Genomic DNA, 26,011 nt, shown 5'->3' with positions numbered 1-26,011 from the left:
GGTGTACATCACCTACACCCGCGAGTTGTTCTGATCAGGCCTTCTCCTTCAACGAGCCGTCGCCGGGAGCACGTTGCGGTCACTGCCGTTCCACCTCTTCAAAAGATCCCGTGCGCGCCTCGCCGCTGGTGTCTTCATCAGGCCCGCCGGGTGCTTGAATGACGCCATCGAGGCTGATGAAAGCGGCAACGATAAGCTTGCGCATACTCTTCTCCTGATTCGCCCTCGTGAAAGTTCCTGCCCTGGGAACATCGAACCAGATGCATTCCCTGAACCCTGGTCGAATGGACCTCTGCGAAATCGACAGCAGTTGCTCGAAGCGCCCCGGCGACATACTGTTTTACCCCAGGTCAACGTCATCACAACGAACTATGGGGTCCATCACGTGAGCAAAGCGTCTTATGTTCCTCCCAAGGTCTGGAAAAACAACGCGCCCTCTGGCGGCGAGTTTGCCAATATCAACCGCCCTGTTGCCGGCCCGACCCATGACAAGACACTGCCGACAGGCACGCATCCGTTGCAACTGTATTCGCTGGCGACGCCCAATGGCGTAAAAGTGACGATCATGCTCGAGGAGCTATTGGCGCTTGGGCATACCGGTGCCGAATACGACGCCTGGCTGATACGCATCAGCGAGGGCGAACAGTTTTCCAGCGGCTTTGTCGAGATCAACCCGAACTCGAAGATCCCGGCGTTGCTGGATCGCAGCGTCGAGCCGCCGCTGCGCGTGTTCGAATCCGGTTCGATCCTGCTCTACCTGGCGGAAAAGTTCGGCGCCTTCCTGCCCACCGATCTCGCGGGACGCACCGAAACCCTGAACTGGCTGTTCTGGCAAATGGGTTCGGCGCCTTACCTGGGCGGCGGCTTCGGGCACTTCTACGCCTATGCGCCGGAGAAGCTCGAATACCCGATCAACCGCTTCACGATGGAGACCAAGCGGCAACTGGATGTCCTCGACCGCCGACTTGCGCAAAGCCCCTACCTGGCCGGTGACCGCTACACCATCGCCGACATCGCGGTCTGGCCCTGGTACGGCCAGTTGGTGCGCAACAACGTGTATTCGGCTGCCGAATTTCTATCCGCCCACCAATACACCCACGTGCAAAGATGGGCGCAAGAAATCGCCAATCGACCGGCGGTCATCCGCGGTCAGCGTGTAAATCGGACGTGGGGGGATGAGGCGAGCCAGGTGCCTGAACGGCATCAGGCTGCTGATCTGGGCTGAAGGACCGCATACGTCCGGCGTTCACAGCGCCGGGCGACAAGAGCGGCGCCCGTTACTTCCCCTTCCAACCCGCCAGCTATTGCTCGGGGTGCATCGCCAGATAGTTGTCGACTGCAGCCCCTATCGTGGGAAAAAACGCCGATTCGCCAAACCTTGCGAAAAGCCCGAAGCGCTTGAGTTTGTCCTTGACCGGGTCCTTCATCTCTGCCACGCACAACTTGATGCCCGCCGCGTGCAGGGTGTCGTCGAGCTCTGCCAACATGTCGGCCGAGGTCACGTCGACACTGGTGACCGGCTCCGCCGCCACGACCAACCAGCGCACCGGCGTGGGCGAGGCCGCCACGGCGTTCAGCACACGCTCGTTGAACAGTTCGGCGTTGGCGAAAAACAATGGCGCATCCCATCGAAACAAGACCAGACCGGGGATCAGGTGCGCGTTCGGATAACGCTGGATGTCGTGGTAGCCCTTGACCCCCTCGGCTTGCCCCAGCACTGCGGAGTACGGCCGCCAGCCATCCCACAGGAACTCGATAACGGCGATCACGATAGCCAGGGCGATACCTTCGATCGCCCCGAACACGGCGACGCCAATGGTGCAGGCGATCGACAGCCAGAACTCCCAGCGCTGGATACGATAAATGCGTCGCAGGTCGGCGACTTCGATCAAGCCGATGGCCGAGGCGATCACCACGGCTGCCAGTGCGCTGTTGGGCAGGTTTTCCAGCAGGTTCGGCGCCACCATCAACAGCACGGCCACCGCCAGTGCGCCGACCACGCCAGTCAACTGGGTCTTGGCGCCGGCGGCTTCGGCCACGGGCGTGCGTGAAGAACTGCTGCTGATGGGAAAACCCTGGAAAAACCCCGCCGCCAGATTGGCAAAGCCCAGCCCCGCCATCTCCTGGTTCGGGTTGACATAGGTACGGGTGCGCGCCGCGTAGACCCGCGAGAGCACACTGGTGTCGGCAAACGAAACAAGGGCGACGGCGCAACCGCCGATAATCACCGGGACCAGGTCGTCGCGGGTGATCCAGGGGATCGCGAACGCTGGTAAACCTTGGGGAAGCGCACCGAGGACCGCCACACCCGCGCCCTTGGCCAGGCCCAGCACACCCGCGGCGATGGTCGCGCCTGCCACGGCGATGAGGATGCCCGGGATACGCTTGTGGCCTTTGAGCAGCAGGATCACCGCCAGCGTGGCGGCGCCCACCATGAAAGTGGTCCAGTTGGCCTTGCCCTCCATCACCCCGGTGGTGATCGCCCACAGGTTTCTGAACGGACCGTCGGACTCGATCGAAAAACCGAAGATTTTCGGCAATTGACTGATCAACACCGTGATGGCGATGCCGTTCATGTAGCCGTAACGGATCGGTTTGGACAGCAGCTCGGTAATGAAGCCCAGGCGTGCGATGCCCGCCAGGATGCACACGGCGCCCGACACGATCGCCATCATGCTCGCCAGGGCAACCGCGCGATGAGGGTCGCCGCCCGACAGTGGCAAGACGACGGCAAGGATCACTGCCGCCAGCGAGGAATCCGGCCCCAGCACCAGGATCCGGCTGGGGCCGAACAGTGCATAAGCGATGAGCGGAACGATGGTCGCGTACAGGCCATAGATGCCGGGCACGCCTGACGCCACGGCGTAGGCGATGCCGACGGGCACCAGCATGGTGGTGAGCACCAGGCCGGCCATGATGTCATGGCGCAACCAGGCTATCTGGTACTCTCGCAGCGTAACAAGCCCGGGGAGCCAACGGCTCCAGCCGTTGCCGACGCCGCTATCGCGAGGTGCAATGCGACCCGGTTCCGGGGTGGGCGGCGAAATATCCGAATGGCTCATGTGTCTATGGCCTTTAGTGTCCGGCATAGCGCCGCGGAAGGTGCCTCTCAGAATTTTTCGGGAATTCGCCGCAGCGGATAATCCGGCTCGCGATAACCGCCAGGCTTCTGCCGCTTGGGTAACACCACCTTCTCGCGTGCGACGTCCTCATAGGGAACACGACTGAGCAAATCAGAAATGATGTTCAGCCGCGCGCGGCGCTTGTCGTTTGAGTTGGCGACCAACCAGGGGGCGTGCTCGGTGTCGGTCGCCTGGAACATGTCGTCACGGGCTCGCGAGTAGTCATACCAACGGCTGTAGGATTTGAGATCCATGGGGGTAAGCTTCCAGATTTTGCGCCCATCCTTGATACGCTCTTCCAGTCGTCGGGTCTGTTCCTCAGGACTGACTTCCAGCCAATACTTAAGCAAAATAATGCCCGAATCGACAATCGCCCGCTCCACGTTGGGCACCGTTTTCAGAAACCGTGCAACCTGCTCCTTAGTGCAGAACCCCATCACCCGCTCCACGCCCGCACGGTTGTACCAACTGCGATCGAAGATCACCACTTCGCCAGCTGCCGGCAGGTGCGGCAGGTAGCGCTGGACATACATCTGGCTTTTTTCCCGATCAGTCGGTGCCGGTAGCGCCACCACGCGAAACACCCGCGGGCTCACACGCTCGGTCAGTGCCTTGATGGTCCCGCCCTTGCCGGCGCCGTCGCGCCCCTCGAAGACAATGCAGATCTTGATGCCCTTGGCTTTTACCCATTCCTGCAATTTGACCAACTCGACGTGCAGCAGGCGCAGTTGCTCAAGGTAATCGCTGTTCTTCAGCTTCAGGCTTTGTGCGGGATAACCCTTAGCGGCTTTCTTTTTGTCCTTTGCCATGACCAAGACCTCAAGAAAACAGGTTGTCGACAGGTACGCAGTGTGATTGCTGGCTGCTCAGCCACCGAGTGCAATGATCGCGACGATCAGCACGGCACCGGTGACCGCCATCGCAACGCCGCCAACCCAGGGTTTTGCGCCGGCATAGCGCGCCAGTATCCAACCGGCGAGGAACAGCACCACCAGCCCGACCAGGTTGGACAGGCGTACGGCAAGCGCTGTCTGGTCGAGCAACAGAAACGGCACCACGAGGGGAAATGTCGATGCCACCACCAACAGGAACACCCCGACCGCGCCCCTGATGTCGTCCCAGGTAAGGCGTGGCTGCACCGACGTGTTGGCAAATTTGACCAAGCGCAGACGCAGCGACTCCAGCTCTTCGGGACCGGCCGCGGCGACGAGACGTGGTGGCAGTGCATCGGCAATCAGCGCTTGCCCGGTCGCCGCATCCGCTGCGCCGCTCAGGGCGGTGAACAGCGTACGTTTGCGCGTGCGCTCGATCAGGCTGCGCAGTAAATACATCACTGCGTCGGCAAGCCCCCAGGCCAGGTTGCAACCCAGCGCTGCGAACATCATCGTGCGTTCCGCCTCCTGGCCAGATGTTGCCACGCTGATGGTTCCGGTGAAGGTCATTGCCATGAGCAGGCCAAAGATCACTTCCGTCACGCGATCGACCGGATCAAGTACTCGTGCCCGCTTTTGCTCTGCTGTACCTTGCATGCAGTCATCCTCGCACGGCCGCGTCCACGTGAGGCCCTTTGAGACAGGCCACTGCAGCGGTCTTTTATCACTGGGCGGTTTCAACAGATTTTCAGTGTAGTTTGAAAAGCTTGTTTCGCTGACGATTCAGACTGCACCGTCGCACCGCGACGCCTCGGCACCGACTAAGCTTTTACAATTGAACCTGATTGCCCATGGAGATGTGCGTGAGCAGCGCTCCCCTGTCCGAACTCGATGCCGCCCTGCCCGGTCTGGTGCGCAAGATCCGCGTGCTGGATGCCCTGGCCTGGCCGGAGGGGGTCGAGGAAAATTTCCTGGCGCGCTGGCGCGCCGGACAAGCGCAATTGCCCAGGGTCGAGTTGCGCCCGCGTGATCACGGCGCCGACATTTGTGCGCTCGAAGCCTTTATCGGTCGCTGCGATGAGGGGCATCCAGCCGGGCGCCACCTGGCCATGACCGCGCGCAGCTATGCCACGGCCGGGCACATGCTCGGTGCCATAGGCACGCCCGCCTTTACCCAGTTTTCGTCAGCCTTGTATCGGCGTCCGGACTTCTACTATCCGAGCCTGAACCTGAGCATGCTGGACGCGGCCCACTTCTTCCTCAAGACCACCGACGCCCTTTTGGGCGGAGCGCGGATTCCTCCGAGCCCTGCTGAGATCCCGGCCGAGGCCTTCGCCGCCTGGATGCAACCGGAACTGGACCGCTTCTTCGGCCCGGGCCGGATCACAGTGGTGCTCGATCCGACCCTGGCCGCCAAGGCCATCGCCGGGGCGAGCCGCATTCGCCTGCGGGCCAGCGCACTGTTTTCGCAACTGGACAAGAACCAGCTGTTGCAGCACGAGGCTTTCGTGCATGTCGCCACGGCGCAGAACGGCGCGTTGCAATCAAACCTCAAGAGTCTTGGCCTGGGAGCACCGCGTACCACCCAGACCCAGGAAGGTATCGCCACCCTCGCCGAGCTGTTCACCGGCAGCATGGACATCAACCGCCTGCGTCGCCTCGCCTTGCGTGTGCTCGCGGTGCAACAGGCGCTCGATGGCGCCGATTTCATCCAGGTGTTCGAAGGTTTTCTCTCTGCCGGCCAGACCCAGGAGGAATCCTTCCGCTCGACCCAGCGGGTATTTCGCGGTGCGGATCTGCACGGTGGTTCGGCGTTCACCAAGGATGCGGCCTACCTGACCGGCTTGCTTGGCGTGCACACCTTGCTGCGCATCGCGATCCGCGACAACCGACCGGAACTGGTCGGCTATCTGTTCGCCGGGCGCCTGAGCCTGGGGGACACCGTACGCCTGGCCCCGCTCTTCGAGTCCGGTTGGCTCCAGGGGCCAGTCCATCTGCCGGCCTGGGCCTCGGACCTGCGCCTGCTCGCCGCCAATCTGGCCTTCTCTGCTTTCATCTCGAGGATCAAGCTGGATGTGCTCGACCTTGACGTGCTCATGGCCTTCGCCGATGCACATGAAGCCGATGCCAGTGCCTAGGAAGGTAGGACCTGTAGGAGCGAGCATGCTCGCGATGGTGGCACAACCACCGCGGGGAGTTGATCGTTCCCACGCTCTGCGTGGGAATGCCGCCAGGGACGCTCTGCGTTCCGCTGACAACGCATTAATTGAGCTGTGCGCAACGGTGATGCGGGCGTCACAGGAAGCCCTGTGTGAAATTGGTTGCCTGCGTACATATCCATTGCTGCGGTAACGGCCTCCTATGGTTTCGCTTTTACAGCGACTCCCTTTTTCAAACGCCAAAAAGGAAGCAAAAGGCTTTGCCCCACCACTCGGTGCCTCGCTTAGGCTCGGCATGCCCTCTCTCCGGCATTGCTCCGTGGGTCGCCGCGATGGGCCGTCCCTGGCCCAGCGCAGCTAAACCGGCGTCCTGCCGGTTTCCCCACTGCGCAATGCCTGCGTTCGGCCAGCGTGGTTAACGGGGCGCCCCAGATCAAAAGCCAAAGCGAGGCGGCCTTAAAGCCGACCTGACTTTTACCGGTGTACCTGGATCCCCTGTGGTAGCGAGCCTGCTGGCGATTGATCGTTCCCACGCTCTGCGTGGGAATGCCGCCAGGGACGCTCCGCGTTCCGCTGACGACGCATTAATTGAGCCGTGCGCAACGGTGATGCGAAGCGTCACAAGCCCTGTGTGAAATTGGTTGTCGGAGTGCATATCCATTGCTGCGGTAAAGGCCGCTTATGGTTTCGCTTTTACAGCGACTCCCTTTTTCAAACGCCAAAAAGGAAGCAAAAGGCTTTGCCCCACCACTCGGTGCCTCGCTAAGGCTCGGCATGCCCTCTCTCCGGCATTGCTCCGTGGGTCGCCGCGATGGGCCTTCCATGGCCTAGCGCGGCTAAACCGGTGTCCTGTCGGTTTACCCACTGCGCAATGCCTGCGTTCGGCCATCGTGGTTAACGGGGCGCTCGCGATCAACAGCAAAGCGAGGCGGCCTGAAAGCCGACCTAACTTTGACCGAGGCACCGATATCCTCTGTAGGAGCGAGCATGCTTCGGGCGGCGTTCCGACGATGGTCGTCAACGATGACGCTGGGCACCTGGTAGCCCGCGGTGCTCTCAGGTTTTTCGCGAGCATGCTCGCTCCTACAGAAGGTACGCGTATGGCTTCCAATCAAGGCCGGCCGGTCGGCCGCCTCGCTTTTGATTGTGATCTGGCTTTTGATTTTCTTGCCCCCTCGAGAGGCCGAGTGGAGGTTCTGCGCAGTGGGTAAACCGGCATGGATGCCGGTTTAGCCGCGCTGGGCCAAGGATGGCCCATCGCGGCGGGCCCACGGAGCAGGACCGGAGCGAGGGTACCCCGAGCCTTAGCGAGGGGCCGAACGCCAGGGGCAAGAGCCCTTGGTTACTTGGGGCCGGGCGGCGTTCCGTTTTTCCAAGTGACTCGCTGTAAAAGCGAAACCCTAAGTGGCCGTTACCGCAGCAACGGATATGTACACCTGAAAGACAATTATCGCCTACCAGTACGCCTTCGCCGGCATGCTTCGGGGCATCTGATACCCCGCGGCGCTCTCAGGTTTTTCGCGAGCATGCTCGCTCCTACAGTAAGGGCGAAACCTTAGTGGCCGTTGCCGCGCAAATGGATATACATCGAAAACCGAGCATACGCGTCGTTGCGTCAATGCTCTTTGACTTTCCTGATATGCAGGATGATCCAGACAAGAATCCCGATCGCAAGGGGCGCCATGGCCAACATGGCCTCGCGTGGGGTCAGCGCCACGCCGAGCAGGTGCAGTCCCGAGTAACCCAGCTTGAGCAGGCTCAGCAGGTAGTAGCTGATAGCAATGATCGAAAGACCCTCCACTGCTCGCTGGATCTTGATCTGGGCATCGGCGCGGGCGTTCAGGCTGCTGAGAATTGCCGAGTTCTGCTCTTCCATTTCCACCTGGACCCTTGCCTGCAAGAGGTCGCCCAGATTGGCCACGCTTTCGGCCAGATGCTCCAGTCGCTGCTCGGTAGCCGTGCAATACCTGACGGTGGGCTTGAAGCGGCGCTCGATAAATACGCCAAGGCGCTGGCAATCACCTACATGACTTTCTCGCAGTTCACCCAGGCGTTCGAACACCAATTGCGCATAGGCCTGGGTGGCACTGAAGCGATGGCGCGTTTTCGCCGTCGTGCTGACCACCTGGGCAGAAAGGTTGGAGATATCCGCCAGCAGGGCTTTGGCATGACTGCCGGCAGGGTCTGCGTTGCGTTCTGAGAGGGTGACCAAGGTCTTGTCGAACACATCGAGCTGGGCACTCAAGTCCTTGGCCATGGTCAAGGACAACGAGGCCATCATCCGGTAAGTCTCGATTTCCAGGAGGCGGCGGATCATCCGTCCCTGGCGGTAGGCATTCAGGCGCCGGTTGATGAATAACAAGTGGTTACTGCCATCCTCGCTGATCCGGAAATCACTCCAGACCACCGCATCGCCTCCCCCCACACAGGAACCGCAAGGGTCCTTGAAACCGTAGCGCGAGAGCTCCAGCTGCGCTTCACCACGCACAACGATCTGTACCGAATTGATCAGGGTCGGCAAATGCACCTGGATTTTCCGCGCCAGTGCGTCGGGCAGCGCCGTCCAGGACAAATCATCGCTGGAGGACGTGACCACCAGGGTCAAGGTGAAAAACTCGGTATGGCGCTCCCACTTCAGCGCGTGGCCATCAAGCTGGGTAATGCCTTGGGCAGCCTTGAGATCGAGGGAGGCAGGGCAGCAGTCTTGAAGAAAGGTATTGCACACCTGCTCGCTGCCGAGGAAAGCCAGGTGAAACACATGGGCCGGCTCATCGAAATACAGTGACGGGCGTGCGTGCAGTTCGTTGTGCAGGCTTTGTCGTAACGGGTGCATAGGGTGTGGCCATCTTGGAGTTGTTTTTGGCGTCTGCGATAAATGCCCGGGCTTACAGGGCGTTTTCGACTGCTATTGTCAGTGGGACAGGTCGACGCCCGCGAGAGTCACCGATTTTCGCGCGCTCTGTGAAAGCGGGTTGCGGAACGCAAGTGCTCACCATGGGGTCTTTTGTACTAGACACGTTGGTGTCGCAACCCCTTGAGAGACAGAGGTGGTCTTCATGAACAATATTATCTACATCGTTGGTGCCGTCGTGATCGTCCTGGTGATCCTGTCATTTGTCGGTCTTGTCTAGTCTAGGCTGCCCTCTGGCGAGCCTGGGCAGCTGAAGAGGGTGAGCGGCGTGTGCAGGTCGCACGCAAAAGGAGATGTTGATGCCCGGACGCAAGCAGCCATCGCCCATGGTTGATGAAGACGTCGCAAAAACCGTGCGCGGTGGCACTGTCTTCCGACTTACCGTGAGCTTCATGCTGGTGGTGGTCCTGGCGTTCCTCGCTGTCGAGGGTTGGCGAATGTGGCGCGATTACCGGTCAGCCTTCGACTCTGCCCGCGATTCGGTGACGAACCTGGCGCGCGCTACTGCGCAGCACGCCGAAGATGCCATTCGGCAAGTGGATGTACTGACCGGCACCCTCGGTGAACGGGTGGAAGGCGACGGACTACAGAACATCAACGTCCCGCGCATTCATAAGCTGTTGGTCCAGCAATCGAAAATCATGCCGCAACTGCACGGCCTGTTCATCTACGGCGCGGACGGCCAATGGATCGTCACCGACAAGGAGACCACGCCGGAACCCGTCAACAACGCCGACCGCGATTATTTCCAGTATCACCGCACGCACGAGGATAAAAACGTGCGCATCGGCGAGGTGGTGAAGAGCAGATCCACCAACGATCTGATCATCCCCATCTCTCGTCGCTTGAACAATCTGGATGGAAGCTTCGCCGGCGTGCTCCTTGGAACGATCAAGGTCAGCTACTTCGTCGACTACTACGGCGACTTCAAGATCGATGACAAGGGTGCATTGGTGCTGGCCATGCGCAACGGGACCATCCTGGTACGGCGTCCCTTCATTGCATCCGTGGTGGGTAAGAGCCTGGCGGACAGTGAGATTTTCAAGCGTTATCTTCCCAATGCCAGCCAAGGCATCGCCGAAGTCAAGGCCGTCGTGGACGACACCGAACGCCTGTACGGCTACCGCGCATTGACCACCTATCCCCTGGTGGTGGAAGCCGGACTTTCCCGTGACTCCATCATCGCGCCCTGGCGCCGTGATCTACTGAAAACCGGGTGGGTGCTGGTGGTTCTGATCGGGGTGCTCGCGGTGTTCGGACTCATCGTCTTGAGTCAGTTGCGCCAGAGAATGGTGACGGAAAGAAAATTGCGCCGCGCACACCAAGCCATGCGCGACATGGCGCTGACCGACAGCCTGACGGGCCTGGGCAATCGCAGACGCCTGGATACAGCGCTGCCCGAGCAGATTCGCCTGGCTGCGCGCCAAGGGTCCACGCTTTCATTGATCATGCTCGATGTCGATTACTTCAAGCGCTACAACGACAGCTATGGGCACGCTGCCGGTGATGATTGCCTGGGCGCCGTAGGGACGGCGATCCAGCAGGCGGTCAAGCGACCGGGGGATCTGGCCGTCAGATACGGTGGAGAGGAGTTCACGGTGCTGCTTCCCAACACCGATGGCGCTGGCGCTGCACAGGTTGCCGAAGAAATTCTGCAAGCCATTCGAGCACTGGACATCGAGCATTGTGCGCATCCCCTGGGAAAGGTCACGGCCAGCGCGGGTATCACCACTGCCCGCCCGAGTTTCGAAAGCGTGACGCCGGCCAGCTTGATCAAAGCCGCTGATGCCCTGCTCTATGTGGCAAAACATCAAGGACGAAATCGTTGGTGCTGCGCCAACGAGCCAAGCGCAAGTCATCCACTGTAAGCACCCGCTTTGTGTTCAAAATCCTGTCCAATGAATTGGAGCGACCTTGAGTCCCACCCAGTCTGCTACGCTTTTCATTCTCCGGATGGATTCGGGCAATCATTGCCATAAGGCTGTTTCGCCGGCCACTCGAGGGGATGGAATGTGAAAGTCCAATTACTGGGGGTCGCTGCAACGATCATCGTCATCGGTACCACTGTCTATGGACTTAACAACTGGAAAGCGCAGCAGAGTCAGCGCCAGGAAGCGGTATGTGCGTTAGCGCGCCAGCACCTCAAGGATCTGGAAGTACAGGCTCGGGCCCTGGCCGCCGGGTTGTCGGTCGAGGCCTATGCCGAGGCCGAAAAAGCCGAGGCTGGCAAACTGGTTTCGGCGCTGGATACTGCAAAGAACGAAGCCGAGGTTGACGCGGTGATCGATCAGCATTCTGCCGCCATCGAAGCGCAGATCCATGCTGAAGACGCGGAGGTCAAGTCTCGGGGTGAGCAGAAGTTCCTCGGTCAGGAACGCAAGGAACAGCGCATCACCACCGACATGAAACAGGAAATCCAACGGGCCGAGAAGGCCGTCGCCGATGACTGTCAATAGTCTGGCCCGTGCATTTCCCTAAACCTGCCGGAGCAAAATCTTGCAGTGCAGATTTTTTAAATGCGCATGCTTCTCAAAGTGACTAACGCGTTCTAGACTCCACTAATTGCAGGTTTATTCAAGCTCCGCGTCCCTGACATAACGCCAATAAAAACCAGGAAGATACAGCCTTGAAAACTTCAACTATCGGCGTTGTGGGGAGTCTGCTGGTCTCGGGCGCGGTTTCGGCTACAGGGATTGCTCCTATCCTCGATCTGGATTTCACCAGAACGGCCATTGAAACCCTGAAAAAGCATGGGATCGACGACGCGTGCATCATTGCCGCCCCACACCCGGGAACGTTCACTTACTGCCGGGAAGGCTCTTCGACACTTTGGCAGTACCAGACCCTGGACCTGGTTCAACAGGCCAGGCTGCTCAATGAAGGAGCACGGGCTTCGACCGAACATGGGCAAATCACTGTCGTGCAGGTCGATAGCGCTGCCTGCGATGTAGAACACCCGGTAGCGAAAGGTGAAACCACAACCTTTTCCGCCCTGGTCCTCAGCCTGGCAAGCCTGTTCCTGTTGATCGGTTTTCGCTATACCTATCTGGCAATCATGCAGGGACGCTATCAGCCCGTGGCCTATTCGGATCCTCGCCTGCAGCGCTTGATCAGCCCCCTGACAGCGCACCCCTCGACCATCAAGGCACTGAGGTCCTTCGGGATCGCCGCCGCGTTGGCCCTGGTCTACTGCTGCTATCTCGGGTTCTGAACCAGGAACCCGCCAACGATCTGGCCGGTCCCTGAACGGTCGATCCCATGAATGATCCGCTACAGCCTTTCCTCTACCACCGGCGGCTCTTGCACCCACTGCCAGAACAGCTGGTAACCGACCGCCAGCACCACCGGGCCGATGAACAAGCCAAGGATACCGCCGGTGACCATTCCGCCCAGGGCTCCGATCAATATCACCGGCATCGGCACGTCGACACCGCGCCCCAGCAACAAGGGCTTGAGCACGTTGTCCACCAGGCCCGCGACGAAGACGTAGATGGCAAAGACGATGGTCGCGGTGCTTGCCCCTTCGGTGGCGAAAACATAGGCAATGACGGGGACTGTCACCAGCGTTGCCGGCAACTGCATGATGCCCAGCAACAACACCGCCAATGCCAGCAGCCCGGCACCGGGAACGCCCTTGAAGACAAATCCTAACCCCACCAGCAGCATCTGGATGAACGCGATACCAACCACCCCAAGCGCAACGGCGCGGATGGTTGCGGTACACAAGGTCGCTATCTGAGGGCCTCTTGCCGGTCCGCTGATTCGCGAGGCGATCTGTACCGATGCGCGGCTACCGGCTTCGCCGTAGGCCATGAAGATCCCGGCAATGATCAGCGCGAAGATAAACATCAGAAAACCCATGCCGACGCCAGCCAGCTTGCCCAACAACGACAGGCTGAAATCTTTGATTTGCGGTATGTATTTCGCCGTCAGGCCAGGCAAGTCAGTGGCCGCCTGCAGCCACAGCGCCGACAAAGGTTTGCCCACCAGTGGCCATGTGGCGACGGAATCGGCCGGAGGCGGAATGCGGATGCCTTCATCGCGAACCACGGTCATGGCGTTTTCGACCGAATCGGCAATCGAGGTGCCCATCAGGTAGATCGGCACCATGAGAATGACGATGGCCACCAGCACGATCAGCGTCGCAATGCGCCCGTCTTTTCGCCCCAGCGGGCCCCGAAGCCGCTCTAGCAACGGGTAAAGCGTGATCGCCAGGATGATCGACCACAGCATCAGGTCGCGAAACGGACGGAAAATTTCGAAGCAGAACAGCACCAGTACGACAATCAGTCCGGCGCGGATCAAGGTATCGAGTAACCCGCGGGACAAGGCCTTCTCTGACAGCGGCATGGGTACCATGGATGTCTCCTGGCTAGTATTCGGTTAGCCCAGCATAGACGCTGATTTCAAGGTTCGAAGGGTCAATGCGTTTCCGTGTAGGCGCCAGGCTTGCCGGCGAAGAACGATAACGCGGTGCAACAGATGTGATCGCTCCCATGCGCCGCAAAGGAATGCCGCCAGGGACGCTCTGCGACAACGCAGGACGTGAGCCGTGCGCAATGGTGACGCGGAGCGTCACAGGATGCATTCCCACGCGGAGCGTGGGAACGATCAGGTACGCAGCACCGCTGGCTACTGTACCGATGTTGGATCATTCCCACGCTCTGCGTGGGAATGCCGCCAGGGACGCTCTGCGTTCCGCAGACGACGCAGGACGTGAGCCGTGCGCACTGGTGACGCGGAGCGTCACAGGATGCATTCCCACGCGGGGCGTGGGAATGATCAGATACGCAGCACCGCTGGCTCCTGCACCTATGTTCAAGGAAAATGGCGGAAGGTAGCCGGAGTCGAACCTGCCCGGGAACGGATGCCGTCCCCAACCGGGTTTGAAGCCCGGCCGCGCCACCGGGCGCGATTACCTTCCTTTAAAAGAACCCCGGATCAATCTTTCGGCCTGCGTGCCAGGGCATTGTCCGGGCGGATCTGCCGTCGATCGCCCACGCGGCGGGTCAGGCCGAGTCGGTCGAAGTACTCAAGGATCTGGATACTGCGCTTGCGTCCCAGGCCCACCGCATCACGAAAGGCCGATACCTCGATGACCGGGTTGTCGTCGGCCAGTTGCAACAGCATAGCCGCCAGGCGACGGATCATCGTGTCGGTGTAGAACAGATCACGCACCACCGGATGCAACAGGCCCAGGCGCGCCATTTTGCGCAGCAGTGCGCGCACAGTGGCTTCGTCGTATCCCAGATCGCGCACCCACGGTGGGTCGAACCCGGCGGTATCGAACCGCGGCTGCAATTGCAGCCATAAGGCTTGCTCCTCGTCGCTCAGGCGTACCTCATGCCCCGGCAGGTGCAGCCACGGCCCACTGGCCGCGATGCGTCCGGCGGCCAGCAATTGCTCAAGCAGGCTGATGAATACCGGACGATCCAGGGCGCTGCCGGCGAATCGGCGCAGGCGATCGCGATCCGGGCCCATGTGGTCCGGTTCCTGTTCATGGAAGCGCGCCAGGTGTTGCTGCAATTCATCCTGCAAGGCCTGCCATCGGCTGGCGCTGAACAAGACCGGTGCCTGGCGGGTTTCAATCAGGCGTATGTCGCCGGGCAGCACCCAGGTAGCGCGCGGGCGGTTGAACTGGCGTTCAAGCTGTTGCGGATCGAGCCCGCTATCGCTGTTGGCCAGTAACGGTGGCAGCACGTCTTCCAGGCGAGTGCTCGCGGCCAATGCCGTCAGCTGCGCCAATCGCTCGGGGCTGCGGCGGTGTCGACTGGGCGCGAAGGGATCGAGCACCCTGCCGCCGCCGAGGGTGCGCTGAGCGCTCTGGTCACGCAGGATCAACCGGTCGCCCAGCACCGCTTGCACCGGCGCATTGACCAGCAGTTGCGCGAACATCCGTTGCCCCGGCGCCAGGCTGTCACCCTCCAGCAAGGCCACCCGCCCGGTGACGTCCCGTGTCCCCAGGTGCACGTGCACCGCTTCAAAGTGTTCGAAGGCGCGCGGTTCAGCGGGTAACAGCTGCAGGTCGATGTCCAGGCGCTGGGTCGGTGCGTGCAACCACGGCGCCGACAACCACTGGCCGCGGTGGATTTGTGACAACGCCAGGCGCTCGGCACTCAAGTTCAAGGCGACCCGCTGCCCGGCGACCGCCACGTTGGCCGCCTGATTCTGCGCGTGCAGGCCGCGAACCCGCACGGTTTTGCCAAGGGGGCCGAGCACCAGGGAGTCGCCCACCGTGACCTGGCCGGACAGCGCCGTGCCGGTCACCACGATGCCCGCACCGGGGACACTGAACGCGCGATCGATGGCCAGGCGAAAACCGCCGTCCTGACTGCGCTGCAGCACTTCGGACTGGGCCTTGAGCAACGCTTGGCGCAGGGTCTGCACCCCCTCCAGAGTCACGCTCGACAACGCAATCAACTGCGCCTCGGCGTACGGGCCGGGCGCCAGCAACGTTGCAATCTGCTCGCGCACAGCCTGCACCCTGGACGGCTCGACCCGGTCGCATTTGGTGATCGCCACAATGGCACGGGGAATACCCAGTAGTTCGACGATGGCCAGGTGTTCCCGGGTTTGCGGCATCACGCCATCATCGGCTGCCACCACCAGCAGCACCAGGTCGATGCCGTGTGCACCGGCGAGCATGTTATGGGTGAAGCGCTCATGCCCCGGCACATCAATGAAACCAGTCAAGGCCGCACCGGGCTCCAGTGCGGCGTAAAGATAGCCCAGGTCGATGGTCATGCCGCGTTCGCGCTCCTCGCGGCGGCGATCACCAGCCTGCCCGGTCAGTGCCTCGAGCAATGCCGTCTTGCCGTGGTCGATGTGCCCCGCCGTGCCGACGATCACCCTGCCCGGCCCTCCACCTGCAGTTGCTCCAGTTGCGCCAGCCACGCCGGTTCGTCATCCAGTTGGCGCACGTCGAGCCACAGCGCGTCGTCATCGATACGCCCCAGCACCGGTATCGGCAAGGCTCGAAGGGCCCGTTCCAGATTCAATAGCGCGCGCCCGCGCTGACGCTTGGAAGTATTGGCACGCAGGCATAGCGCGGCACTCGGCAAGCGTGCCACCGGCTGGCTGCCACTGCCGATCATTCCCAGCGCCGGCACCGCGCTGACGCTCCAGCCCGCGCCCAACCGCGTGGCCAGCGACGGTTGCAGGCGCTCGGCCTGGGCCAGGATGTCGGGTTGCGCACGGGTAAGCAGGCGCAGGCTGGGCAGTCGCTCGGCCAGGCGGTCCGGGTCGCGGTACAGGCCCAACACCGCTTCGAGGGCGGCCAGGGTCAGCTTGTCGACCCGCAGCGCCCGTTTCAGCGGGTTCTTCTTGATCCGTGCAATCAGGGCCTTGCGGCCGACAATCAACCCGGCCTGGGGACCGCCGAGTAATTTGTCGCCGCTGAACGTGACGATGTCCGCGCCATCAAGCAGGGCCTGGCGCACCGTCGGTTCGGCCGGCAAGCCCCAGCGGGTCAGGTCCAGCAGGCTGCCGCTGCCGAGGTCTTCAAGCAGTGGCAAGCCATGTTGATGGGCCAGGCGCGCCAGCTCGACGGTCGGCACCCGGGTGGTGAACCCCTCGATGCTGTAGTTGCTCGCATGTACCCGCATGATCAAGCCGCTACGTGCGCCGATCGCGGCTTCATAGTCGCGGGCATGGGTGCGGTTGGTGGTGCCGATCTCAACCAGTTTGACCCCCGCGCGCGCCATGATGTCGGGGATGCGAAAGGCGCCGCCGATTTCGATCAACTCGCCCCTGGAGATGATGCCTTCCTTGCGCGCACCCAGGCTGTTTAGGGTGAGCAGCACCGCGGCGGCATTGTTGTTGACCACGGTCACCGCTTCGGCACCGGTCAGTTCGCGAATCAGGCCCTCGATCAGATCGTCGCGGTCGCCGCGTTTGCCGCTGTGCAGGTCGAACTCCAGGTTCAACGGATAGCGCGCGGCCATTTGCACGGCGTCGATCGCTTCCTGCGGCAACAAGGCGCGCCCCAGATTGGTGTGCAGGACCGTCCCGGTGAGGTTGAACACCCGACGCACGTGACTGCGATGCTGGCTGGCCAGACGCTCGCCCGCCCTGCCCGCCAGTACTTGCGGGGTGAGTTCGACCGCGTCGAGTTGCCCCGCCAGGACCGGTTGGCGCAAGTCATCGAGCAACTGGCGCAAGCTTGCGAGCAAGGCCTCGCGCCCATAGCGTTCGGCCAAGGGATGGCAGGCCGGGTGGCGCAGCAGGCTATCGATGGAAGGCAGTCGCAAGGCTTGGCTGGTGGATCTGGCAGACATCAGGCACTCCGGCAAACGTTGACCGCCTGAGTGTAGACGTTCGCTTCAATCGCCCCCGGGTGCCAGCAGCAGGTTGGGCGCAGGGCGCGCAAAACCCTCCTCTTCCAGGCGCATGTCGAGCATCAGGCTGCTCAGGTCCGCGGACAGCGCTTCGCCCTCGGCGTCGCATTCCAGGTACAGCTGCTTCAGATAACTGCGACAACCGGGGCAGGTTTCGGCGCGTAACGGTGCCTTGTCCGCGGCGTGACGGTCGCTGTCGAGGCTGACGTATTGCAAGCCTTTGCTCTGCTCGCAATAGACGCACTTGACCCGCACTACATGCCATTCACAGGCACACAGTGAGCACACCAGATAGCGCAAGCCGTTGTACTTGCCGCGATGGCGGATCACCCCAGCCATGGCCGGTGAGCCGCACGCCGGGCACTGGTTAAGACTGTTGCCGGGTTTCAAGGCGAGGTCGGGGGTACTCAGCAGCCAATGGCTCCACGCGACTTGCAACGCAGCCCCCAGAAATGGCACCAGCGCCGCCGGCAGCAAGGTGAACTGTCCGCTGACCAAGGCTATCGCCCACGCCTTGCGCTGCCCGACGTTGGCCTCACGCAAGGTTGCCACGGCGTTTTCCACCGCCGGTTGCGCCGGTGGCTGATAGCGCTGCAACAGCGCTTGCAGGTACGCCAGCCACGCATCCTCGCGCACCAGGCTGTCGGCGGCAAACGGTGGCAGGCCGAGATCCAGGCACTGCCTGACGCGTTGCGGGTCCGGCTGTGCCGCCTCGGGGGGATCGTCCATCAGACGTTGCTGCACGTTGCACAACCCCGCCACCAGACGCAGGTAATCGGCCAATGGATGACCGTCGGCAAGGCGCTCCAGGCGCGACGCACGCAAGGCAAACAGGTTCGGCGGTGGCAGGTGCAGAAACGGCGGCGATGTCGCCGCCGCTTCAATCTGTCCCGGCTCCAGGATCGTGGCCAAGTGGTTATCCTTTTCTGTTCAGCGGCGGATCGGGACGCTCATCCCGGGTCACTTCACGGTACCAGAGCTCATGGTGTTTTTTCGCCCAGGCGCGACTGACCCAACCATGCAGCATGGCGCTGACCGATCCCTTGATCCAGATGCCGGCGTAGATGTGCACGATGATGCTCAGGATCAGCACGAAACCGGCCAACGCGTGCAACAGCATTGCCCAGCGAATGCTGGTGATGCCGAAATAGGCGCTGAAGTAGGCGCGCCAGATCACCAGCCCGCTGAACAACAGCACCAGCATGCACAGCAGTAAAGTCCAGAACAGCAGCTTTTGCCCGGGATTGTATTTGCCGATGGCAGGCACGCCCTCCTCTTCATTTTTCATCACCCGGTCGATCCGCCGCAGCCACAATCGATCATTGGCGATAAAGATATTGGCGCGCCAGAAACTCAGCACCAGGCCGAAGAAGAACACGAACATCAGCACGCCCATGAACGGATGCAGGATGCGCGTCCACGGCCCGCCACCGAACAGGTTGCTCAACCAGAACAGCGCCGGATGGAACAGCGCCAGGCCCGATAACCCCGCCATCAGGAACAGAATCGCCACCAGCCAGTGGTTGGTGCGCTGGTTGCTGGTGTAGCGCAGGATCTGTTTGCGGATCATGGCCTGTCCTCCCGCTTCGGATCATAGGTATGCACCGATGGATCGACTTCATGCACCGCAGGATCGCTCGACGGCGGCCGTTCATCTTCCTCGACCACCTGTGGCCCGACGCGCACGTAATGGAAGAACCCGGCCAGCACCGCCGCGCCCATGGCCAGCAGCGCCAGGGGCTTGCTGACGCCCTTCCACAGGCTCACCAACGGGCTGATGACCGGATCGCTCGGCAGTCCGGCGTACAGCCTGGGGGTGTCGGCGTGGTGCAGCACATACATCACGTGCGTGCCGCCAACGCCCGCGGGGTCGTACAGGCCGGCGTTGTCGAAGCCACGACTCTTGAGGTCGACGATGCGCTCGGCGGCATGTTCCTTCATGTCCTGCTTGGAGCCGAACACGATGGCGCCGGTCGGACAGGTTTTCACACAGGCCGGTTCCAGCCCCACCGCCACCCGATCCGAGCACAAGGTGCATTTGTAGGCTTTGTGGTCCTTCTGCGAAATGCGCGGAATGTTGAACGGACAACCGGTGATGCAGTAGCCACAGCCGATGCAGTGATCCTGATTGAAGTCGACGATGCCGTTGGCGTGCTTGATGATCGCTCCGGGACTGGGGCAAGCCGCCAGGCAACCGGGTTCGGCGCAATGCATGCAGCCGTCCTTGCGGATCAGCCATTCCAGGTTGCCGGCGTCGGTTTCGTGCTCGCTGAAACGCATCAGGGTCCAGGTTTCTGCTGTCAGGTCCTGCGGGTTGTCGTAGGTGCCGAGGTTGTGGCCGACCTCGTCGCGCAGCTCGTTCCATTCCGAGCAGGCGACCTGGCAGGCCTTGCAGCCAATGCACTTGGTGGTGTCGATCAGCTTGGCGACTTCCTCCTGATTGCGTACCGATGGCGGTACGGTGGTAGTGGCCGAGCGGGCAATGATGTCTTGGCTGGCCATTTAGACTTTCTCCACGTTGACCAGGAATGACTTGGATTCCGGGGTCTGGGTGTTGCCATCGCCGAGGAACGGCACCAGGGTGTTGGTCAGGTAGCCGTGGCGCGTGAGCCCGGTGAATCCCCAGTGCAAAGGGATACCGATCTGGTGCACGATCTGATTGTTGACCTGCAACGGACGAATCCGCTTGGTCACCACCGCCACCGCCTCGATGAAGCCTCGCTTGCTGCTGACCCGCACACGGTCGCCGGCGACGATGCCGAGTTCACTGGCGAGCACTTCGCCGATTTCGACGAACTGTTCGGGCTGGGTAATGGCGTTGAGCTTGCAGTGCTTGCTCCAGAAGTGGAAATGCTCGGTCAGCCGGTAGCTGGTGGCGGCGTAGGGGTAATCCTTGGCCACACCCAGCGTGTCCCATACCGAATCGAAGATCCGCGCCGCCGGATTGCTGGTGGCTTTCTTGTTTTGCGGGTGCAGTGGGTTGATGCCGATCGGCGTCTCGAATGGCTCGTAGTGCTCGGGGAATGGCCCCTCATTCATCTTGTCGACGGCGAAGAACCGCGCCACGCCTTCGGGGTTCATGATGAACGGGTTCATCCCCGCCTCTGGCGCCACGTCAGCCTTGTAGTCCGGCACATCGGTGCCGGCCCAGGCCTTGCCGTTCCACCACACAAGACGCTTTTTATCGTCCCAGGGCTTGCCTTTCAGGTCGGCCGAGGCGCGGTTGTAGAGAATCCGCCGGTTTGCCGGCCAGGCCCAGGCCCAACCCTGGTGCTGGTGCATGCCGTACGGGTCGTTGTTATCGCGGCGGGCCATCTGGTTGCCCGTTTCGGTCCAGCTGCCACAGAAAATCCAGCACCCGGACGCCGTACCACCGTCGTCCTTGAGCTGGCCAAACCCGGCCAGTTGCGCGTTGCCCTTGATAAGCGCCCCCGTGGCGTCGGTAAAGTCGGTGACGGCGTAACCGTTGATCTCCTTGGCCAGTTCTTCCGGTGACGGTTCGTCAGGAACCTTGTACGGCCACGACAGTTTCAGCAACGGGTCGGGATAGGCACCGCCTTCAGCCTGATAACGCTGGCGCAGGCGCAGGAACAGCTCGCTCATGATGCGAATGTCGGTGTAGGCCTCCCCAGGGCCGTCGGCGCCCTTCCAGTGCCATTGCAACCAGCGACTGCTATTGACCAGCGAGCCGTCTTCCTCGGCGAAACAGGTAGTGGGCAGGCGAATCACTTCGGTCTGGATCGCGGAGCTGTCCACGTCGTTATAGGGCCCGACCTTTTGCCAGAACTCCGAGGTTTCGGTGGCCAACGGGTCCATCACCACCAGCCATTTGAGCTTGGCCAGCGCGGCCATCACGCGGTTCTTGTCCGGCAACGCGGCAATGGGGTTGAAGCCCTGGCACATATAGCCGTTGACCTTGCCCTGGCCCATCAGGTCGAACACCTTGAGGATGTCGTAGTTGGGAATGTCCAGTTTCGGCAGATAATCAAAGGCCCAGTTGTTTTCCAGCGTGGCATTGGCCCCGTACCAGGCCTTCATCAGGCTGACGTGGAATTTACTGTAGTTCTGCCAATAGGACAGTTGACCCGGCCGTAACGGTTTTTGCGTGCGCTTGAGGATGTAGGCGGTGTAGTCCTGCTCGCCGTCGCCGGGCAGCGTGAGGTAGCCCGGCAGCGAGTTGGACAGCAGGCCCAGGTCGGTCAGCCCCTGGATATTGGAGTGCCCGCGCAAGGCATTCACCCCACCGCCCGGCATGCCGACGTTGCCCAGCAACAGTTGCACCATCGCCGCGCTGCGGATGATCTGCGCGCCAATCGAGTGCTGGGTCCAACCCAGTGCATAGAGGATGGTCATGGTCTTGCCCGGTTGCGAGCAAGTGGCGATTTCCTCCCAGATTTTCTGCATGGCATCGACCGGCATCCCGCAAATCTGGCTCGCCATTTCAATGTTGTAGCGGCTGTAATGCTGCTTCATCAGTTGATAGACGCAGCGCGGGTCCTGCAGGGTCGGGTCAGTCTTGACGAAGCCGTCTTCGCCCAGCTCATAGCCCCAGCCGGTTTTGTCGGTGTACACACGCTTGGCCGCGTCGTAACCGCTGAAAATCCCGTCCTCGAAGCCGTACCCGGGTTTGACCAGGAACGACACGTCGGTGTAGTTGCGCACGTACTCGTGCTGGATCTTGTCCTCGGTCAGCAGGTAATTGATCAGCCCGCCCATGAAGGCGATGTCGGTGCCGGTGCGGATCGGCGCGTAATAATCGGCCACGGAGGCCGTGCGGGTGAATCGCGGGTCGACCACGATCAACCGAGCCTTGTTGTGCGCCTTGGCTTCGGTCACCCACTTGAAACCACAGGGGTGCGCCTCCGCTGCGTTGCCGCCCATTACCAGAACCAGATTCGCGTTGGCGATATCGGTCCAGTGGTTGGTCATGGCACCACGGCCGTACGTCGGGGCAAGACTTGCCACCGTCGGGCCGTGTCAGACACGCGCCTGGTTATCGAACCCCAGCATGCCGAGACTGCGAACCACCTTATGGGTGATGTAGCCCGCTTCGTTGGACGCCGCCGATGCCGCGAGGAAACCAGTGGTCAGCCAGCGGTTGACCGTCTGCCCCTGGGCGTTCTTCTCGATGAAGTTGGCGTCGCGGTCGGTCTTCATCAGGTCGGCGATGCGATCGAGCGCTTCCTCCCAGGAGATTCGCGTCCACTCGCTGCTGCCGGGTTTGCGCACCTGCGGATATTGCAGGCGGCCGGGACTGTGAATGAAGTCCAGCAGGCCTGCGCCTTTGGGGCACAGGGTGCCGCGGTTCACCGGATGGTCGGCGTCACCTTCGATGTGGATGATATTTTGCGCGACATTCTTGGCCGCATCGCCCTGGCTGTACATGATTACCCCGCAACCGACCGAGCAATACGGGCAGGTGTTGCGGGTTTCATGGGTGTGGGCAAGCTTGAAATGGCGCACCTGCTCGGCGAAAGCGGCAGTCGGGGCCATGCCCAACGCGCCCAGGCTCGAGCCTGCAAGGCCGATACCGGCGACCTTGAAGAACTGACGACGGCTGAGGTCCATCGTGCACTCCTTATCAGGTGGAAATCCGGTGCGTTGCCGGATTTTTCTGGACAATCACGGTGGCGGCAGTCTCGCTACCGACACCTGAAACTGTAGACAATGGGTACGCGTCTTGTGTGAAAACCGACCGTCGAGCAACCATCGACATCCTTGCTCGCACCCACAGGGGCTTGGCGATTATCATGGTTGCCATTCCAACCCAGCGTTTACGAGACTGCGCATGACTTTCGATTTTGATCAGGTGTTCGACCGCCACGGCACTGGTAGCACCAAGTGGAGCCGTTACCCGACCGATGTGCTGCCGATGTGGGTCGCCGACATGGATTTCGCCGCGCCGCCGATGATCATCCAGGCCCTGCAAAAGCGCCTGGAACACCCGTTGCTCGGCTACAGCGTGGCCAAGGACGATTTGCGCGAAGCCATCGTTGCCGATTTGTGGAACAAGTACGCCTGGCGCGTCGAGCCGCAAGAGCTGATCTTCCTGCCGGGCGTCGAGTCGGGCTTCAACATGGCGCTCAAGGCGCTGGTACAGCCGGCACAGAATGTAGTGGTGCAGGTTCCCAACTACCCGCCCCTGCGTCACGCAGCGGGTCATTGGGGCCTGAACAAGGTCGAGCTGGGCTTCGACCCGCAGCCCGACGGCACCTACGCCACGCCATTGGCGACCTTGAACGAATCCCTGGAAGGCGGCGGCGCGCTGCTCCTGAGCAACCCGCACAATCCGTTGGGCAAAGCCTTCGCCCGGGATGAACTGCAAGCCATTGCCGACATCTGCCTGGCCAACGAGGCCTGGATCATTTCTGACGAGATCCACGCCGAACTGTGCTTTGACGGTCGCCAACACCTGCCGATGGCGTCCCTGAGCCCCCAAATCGCCCAGCGCACCATCACGCTGATGTCGGCCAGCAAGGCCTACAACATCGCCGGCCTGAAAACCTCGTTCATGATCATCCAGGATCGCCACCTGCGCGAGAAGGTCAATCACGCCCGTTGCGGCATGGTCGACAGCGTCAATCCACTGGGCATGGAAGCCACCCGCGTCGCCTACAGCGAAGCCGCCCCCTGGCTGGCCGCGCTGAAGGACTACCTGCAGGGCAACCGCGATTACCTGGTCGACGCCGTGCGCAGCCGTTTACCGGGCATTACGATGAATGTGCCGCAAAGCACCTACCTGGCCTGGCTCGATTGCTCGGCTCTCGGGTTGGATAACCCGCAACAGTTCTTCCTCGAACAGGCCAAGGTCGGCTTGAGCCCAGGCCTGGATTTCGGCGATGGCTGCCAACAGTTCGTGCGCCTGAACTTCGGCTGCCCGCGGTCGATGCTGGAAGAAGGGATTGCTCGGATGGAGCGCAGTTTGCGGCATCGTAACGGCTGATCCCGATTTGCCCGCGAAAAACGATATCGCGGTGCAACAGACACGCTGCATCGCCTGGCTTGCCTGTAGGAGCCAGGCTTGCCGGCGAAGACGATCGCAAGGCGCTGGTTGGGCTGGTGAATATGCTGGCTGAAGATCTGTCGATGATGCGGGGCAAGCTTGGGTTGAATGGAGTGTTGTAGTGCCTGGACGGGCCTCTTCGCGAGCAGGCTCGCTCCCACAGTGATTGATGATGTACACATAATTTGTGTTCACATCGGACACTGTGGGAGCGAGCCTGCTCGCGATGGCGTCAGTGGTCGCGCTACAGCTTCTAAAGAATGCGGTAGAGCAACCGCTCGATGCGCACCCGGCTTACCCGCTTGAGAAACTTCGCCACCCCTGCCGGGTAATCCGGCAGGGTTTGCAGGTCCTGGTAGCGCTCGATGCGCCGGGTGTGCTGGAAGATCTGTGCCAGCTCGGCGCGGCGTGGTTCGAGCAATTCGTTTTGCGGATCATCGATCAGCAAGGCGTTTTCCAGGTCGAGACGGAACGCCCGCGGATTGAGGTTATTGCCGGTCAGCAAGGTGTAGCGCTGATCGACCCACATGCCCTTGAGGTGGTAGGTGTTGTCGCCGTCCTTCCACAGGTGCAGGTTCAACTGTCCGCTGTCGATGTTGCGTTGATGCCGCTTGGCAAAGCGGCGCAGGCTGATCTCGTAGAGATACGGCAGCGCCGAGATCACCTTGAACGGTTCGCTGGGTGGAATGTAGAAATCGTTGGCGGTCTTGTCTCCGACCACGATGTCGATCTTCACACCCCTGGCCAGCGCCCGGTTGATTTCCCGGGTCACCGCCAAGGGCAGGTTGAAATATGGCGTGCAGATGGTCAGCTGCTGCCGGGCGCTGCCGATCAGCTCGCCAATCACCCGGCTCAACGGGTTGTTCTTGCCTACGCCCAGCAGCGGGCTGACCGACAGGCCATCTTTGTCCGTGGTGCCCTGGGTCGTGTCGTAGGCCGCGTGCTTGAGACGGCTGCGCAGGTCGCCGATGTCGTTGCGCAGGCTGCGGGTGGTCGGCAGGTTTGGCAGGTCCAGGCGATGCACCGCCTTTGAAGCCACCAGGCCGTGCTGCACCAGGTGATGCATCGAGTCGGCCAGCGCGCGGTTGTGCAGCAGGTGGTAACGGTCATACCGGTACTTGTCGAACTTGTGCAGGTAGACGTTGTTCAGGCTCGCACCGCTGTAGATCACGCAGTCATCGATGACAAAACCCTTCAAGTGCAACACGCCAAACAGCTCGCGGGTCTGCACGGGCACGCCGTACACCGGCACCACGCTTTGGTGGGTGCGGGTCATTTCCTGATACCAGGCCGAATTGCCCGGCTGCTTGCCGGCACCGATCAGCCCGCGCTGAGCGCGCAGCCAGTCAACGACCACCGCCACTTCCAGTTCCGGCCGCGCCAGCTTGGCCGCGTGCAAGGCATCGAGAATTTCCTGGCCGGCCTCGTCCTGTTGCAGATACAGCGCAACGATATAGATGCGCTGGGTGGCGCTGGCGATTTTTTCCAGCAGGCAACGGCGGAACTCGGCGGCGCCAGAGAGGATGGTGACGGCATCGGCGGTCAGCGGAAAACTGCGCAGTTTTGGCAGCAGGGGGCGTTTGAAAAGCGACGGCATAGGGCTCGCAA

At 61.6% G+C, this 26,011-nt stretch carries 18 protein-coding genes, 1 tRNA gene and 2 pseudogenes; 7 read left to right on the top strand and 14 right to left on the bottom strand.

Annotation, left to right across the window (positions count from 1 at the left end; genetic code table 11):
* Nucleotides 1-121: 121 nt before the first annotated feature.
* Nucleotides 122-262, bottom strand: a pseudogene (locus PSUM_RS32545) (dihydrofolate reductase family protein); the annotation flags it as partial.
* Nucleotides 263-385: 123 nt separating this feature from the next.
* Here PSUM_RS32545 and yghU point away from each other — a divergent pair.
* The gene (gene yghU / locus PSUM_RS03955; RefSeq protein ID WP_083349025.1) at nucleotides 386-1,225 is read left to right on the top strand and encodes a glutathione-dependent disulfide-bond oxidoreductase; all 840 of its coding nucleotides are present in this window, start codon (nucleotides 386-388) and stop codon (nucleotides 1,223-1,225) included.
* A 76-nt stretch (nucleotides 1,226-1,301) separates the two neighbouring features.
* Here the strand turns inward: yghU and PSUM_RS03950 are convergent, their stop codons facing one another.
* The 3 genes from PSUM_RS03950 to PSUM_RS03940 are packed head-to-tail and all read right to left on the bottom strand — an operon-like array spanning nucleotide 1,302 to nucleotide 4,651.
* Entirely contained in the window at nucleotides 1,302-3,062 is a 1,761-nt protein-coding gene (locus PSUM_RS03950; protein WP_083349024.1) for a SulP family inorganic anion transporter, read from the bottom strand.
* Nucleotides 3,063-3,109: 47 nt separating this feature from the next.
* Entirely contained in the window at nucleotides 3,110-3,931 is an 822-nt protein-coding gene (gene ppk2, locus PSUM_RS03945; protein WP_020800806.1) for a polyphosphate kinase 2, read from the bottom strand.
* A gap of 57 nt (nucleotides 3,932-3,988) precedes the next feature.
* Nucleotides 3,989-4,651, bottom strand: a complete 663-nt coding sequence (locus tag PSUM_RS03940) for a VIT1/CCC1 transporter family protein (RefSeq protein ID WP_083349023.1) — start codon at nucleotides 4,649-4,651, stop codon at nucleotides 3,989-3,991.
* 206 nt (nucleotides 4,652-4,857) lie between these two features.
* Between PSUM_RS03940 and PSUM_RS03935 the strand changes: the two genes are divergently transcribed.
* Nucleotides 4,858-6,132 (top strand): peptidase MATCAP family protein, encoded by a 1,275-nt coding sequence (locus tag PSUM_RS03935; protein WP_083349022.1) that lies wholly within the window; start codon nucleotides 4,858-4,860, stop codon nucleotides 6,130-6,132.
* Between the two features lie 1,636 nt (nucleotides 6,133-7,768).
* Here PSUM_RS03935 and PSUM_RS03930 read toward each other — a convergent pair.
* Nucleotides 7,769-8,986: a DUF3422 domain-containing protein gene (locus PSUM_RS03930; protein WP_020801041.1), complete on the bottom strand. Its 1,218-nt coding sequence runs from the start codon at nucleotides 8,984-8,986 to the stop codon at nucleotides 7,769-7,771.
* A 377-nt stretch (nucleotides 8,987-9,363) separates the two neighbouring features.
* Here PSUM_RS03930 and PSUM_RS03925 point away from each other — a divergent pair, with 377 nt between their 5' ends.
* From PSUM_RS03925 to PSUM_RS03915, 3 genes are all read left to right on the top strand, one after another.
* Nucleotides 9,364-10,932: a sensor domain-containing diguanylate cyclase gene (locus PSUM_RS03925; protein ID WP_083349021.1), complete on the top strand. Its 1,569-nt coding sequence runs from the start codon at nucleotides 9,364-9,366 to the stop codon at nucleotides 10,930-10,932.
* A 144-nt stretch (nucleotides 10,933-11,076) separates the two neighbouring features.
* On the top strand, nucleotides 11,077-11,520 hold the full coding sequence (locus PSUM_RS03920; protein WP_020801043.1) for a hypothetical protein: 444 nt from the start codon (nucleotides 11,077-11,079) through the stop codon (nucleotides 11,518-11,520).
* Nucleotides 11,521-11,690: 170 nt separating this feature from the next.
* Nucleotides 11,691-12,275: a hypothetical protein gene (locus PSUM_RS03915; protein WP_020801044.1), complete on the top strand. Its 585-nt coding sequence runs from the start codon at nucleotides 11,691-11,693 to the stop codon at nucleotides 12,273-12,275.
* A 59-nt stretch (nucleotides 12,276-12,334) separates the two neighbouring features.
* Here PSUM_RS03915 and PSUM_RS03910 read toward each other — a convergent pair whose 3' ends face one another.
* The 8 genes from PSUM_RS03910 to fdnG all read right to left on the bottom strand — a co-directional run bounded on the left by PSUM_RS03910 (nucleotide 12,335) and on the right by fdnG (nucleotide 22,968).
* Nucleotides 12,335-13,423 carry an AI-2E family transporter gene (locus PSUM_RS03910; protein ID WP_020801045.1) on the bottom strand — a complete coding sequence of 363 codons (1,089 nt, stop codon included), beginning with the start codon at nucleotides 13,421-13,423 and terminating at the stop codon, nucleotides 12,335-12,337.
* Nucleotides 13,424-13,892: 469 nt separating this feature from the next.
* A tRNA-Sec gene (locus tag PSUM_RS03905) sits at nucleotides 13,893-13,988 on the bottom strand.
* A gap of 17 nt (nucleotides 13,989-14,005) precedes the next feature.
* The gene (gene selB, locus PSUM_RS03900; RefSeq protein ID WP_083349020.1) at nucleotides 14,006-15,913 is read right to left on the bottom strand and encodes a selenocysteine-specific translation elongation factor; all 1,908 of its coding nucleotides are present in this window, start codon (nucleotides 15,911-15,913) and stop codon (nucleotides 14,006-14,008) included.
* Nucleotides 15,910-17,340 (bottom strand): L-seryl-tRNA(Sec) selenium transferase, encoded by a 1,431-nt coding sequence (gene selA / locus PSUM_RS03895; protein ID WP_083349019.1) that lies wholly within the window; start codon nucleotides 17,338-17,340, stop codon nucleotides 15,910-15,912. Before selA ends, selB begins: the two co-directional genes overlap by 4 nt.
* Nucleotides 17,341-17,385: 45 nt before the next feature.
* Nucleotides 17,386-18,312, bottom strand: a complete 927-nt coding sequence (fdhE, locus tag PSUM_RS03890; RefSeq protein WP_083349018.1) for a formate dehydrogenase accessory protein FdhE — start codon at nucleotides 18,310-18,312, stop codon at nucleotides 17,386-17,388.
* Between the two features lie 4 nt (nucleotides 18,313-18,316).
* Complete coding sequence (locus PSUM_RS03885) at nucleotides 18,317-18,970, bottom strand: formate dehydrogenase subunit gamma (RefSeq protein WP_020799205.1); 654 nt, start codon at nucleotides 18,968-18,970, stop codon at nucleotides 18,317-18,319.
* On the bottom strand, nucleotides 18,967-19,902 hold the full coding sequence (gene fdxH / locus PSUM_RS03880) for a formate dehydrogenase subunit beta (protein ID WP_083349017.1): 936 nt from the start codon (nucleotides 19,900-19,902) through the stop codon (nucleotides 18,967-18,969). The genes PSUM_RS03885 and fdxH overlap by 4 nt, the downstream gene beginning before the upstream one ends.
* On the bottom strand, nucleotides 19,903-22,968 hold the full coding sequence (gene fdnG, locus PSUM_RS03875; protein WP_141195475.1) for a formate dehydrogenase-N subunit alpha: 3,066 nt from the start codon (nucleotides 22,966-22,968) through the stop codon (nucleotides 19,903-19,905).
* Nucleotides 22,969-23,188: 220 nt separating this feature from the next.
* Between fdnG and PSUM_RS03865 the strand changes: the two genes are divergently transcribed.
* Together PSUM_RS03865 and PSUM_RS30945 are read left to right on the top strand one after the other, a co-directional pair.
* A complete protein-coding gene (locus PSUM_RS03865; protein ID WP_083349015.1) occupies nucleotides 23,189-24,343 on the top strand; it encodes a MalY/PatB family protein in 1,155 nt (384 codons plus the stop codon).
* Nucleotides 24,344-24,429: 86 nt separating this feature from the next.
* Nucleotides 24,430-24,525 (top strand): annotated as a pseudogene (locus tag PSUM_RS30945) (iron uptake system protein EfeO); the annotation flags it as partial.
* 131 nt (nucleotides 24,526-24,656) lie between these two features.
* Here the strand turns inward: PSUM_RS30945 and pssA are convergent.
* The gene (gene pssA / locus PSUM_RS03860) at nucleotides 24,657-26,000 is read right to left on the bottom strand and encodes a CDP-diacylglycerol--serine O-phosphatidyltransferase (protein ID WP_083349014.1); all 1,344 of its coding nucleotides are present in this window, start codon (nucleotides 25,998-26,000) and stop codon (nucleotides 24,657-24,659) included.
* Nucleotides 26,001-26,011: the final 11 nt, after the last annotated feature.

Origin of the sequence: Pseudomonas umsongensis, from assembly GCF_002236105.1 — a bacterium.
Taxonomy (GTDB): domain Bacteria; phylum Pseudomonadota; class Gammaproteobacteria; order Pseudomonadales; family Pseudomonadaceae; genus Aquipseudomonas; species Aquipseudomonas umsongensis.
The sequence above is the reverse complement of the archived record's forward strand: the minus strand, read 5'-3'. Positions and strand labels throughout refer to the sequence as shown.

Bases quoted from the DNA above. Each gene is read 5' to 3' on its own strand.
- PSUM_RS03950 (WP_083349024.1), bottom strand. From the start codon at position 3,062: ATGAGCCATTCGGATATTTCGCCGCCCACCCCGGAACCGGGTCGCATT.
- ppk2 (WP_020800806.1), bottom strand. From the start codon at position 3,931: ATGGCAAAGGACAAAAAGAAAGCCGCTAAGGGTTATCCCGCACAAAGC.
- PSUM_RS03940 (WP_083349023.1), bottom strand. From the start codon at position 4,651: ATGCAAGGTACAGCAGAGCAAAAGCGGGCACGAGTACTTGATCCGGTC.
- PSUM_RS03930 (WP_020801041.1), bottom strand. From the start codon at position 8,986: ATGCACCCGTTACGACAAAGCCTGCACAACGAACTGCACGCACGCCCG.
- PSUM_RS03925 (WP_083349021.1), top strand. From the start codon at position 9,364: ATGCCCGGACGCAAGCAGCCATCGCCCATGGTTGATGAAGACGTCGCA.
- PSUM_RS03910 (WP_020801045.1), bottom strand. From the start codon at position 13,423: ATGGTACCCATGCCGCTGTCAGAGAAGGCCTTGTCCCGCGGGTTACTC.
- selA (WP_083349019.1), bottom strand. From the start codon at position 17,340: ATGTCTGCCAGATCCACCAGCCAAGCCTTGCGACTGCCTTCCATCGAT.
- PSUM_RS03885 (WP_020799205.1), bottom strand. From the start codon at position 18,970: ATGATCCGCAAACAGATCCTGCGCTACACCAGCAACCAGCGCACCAAC.
- fdxH (WP_083349017.1), bottom strand. From the start codon at position 19,902: ATGGCCAGCCAAGACATCATTGCCCGCTCGGCCACTACCACCGTACCG.
- PSUM_RS03865 (WP_083349015.1), top strand. From the start codon at position 23,189: ATGACTTTCGATTTTGATCAGGTGTTCGACCGCCACGGCACTGGTAGC.
- pssA (WP_083349014.1), bottom strand. From the start codon at position 26,000: ATGCCGTCGCTTTTCAAACGCCCCCTGCTGCCAAAACTGCGCAGTTTT.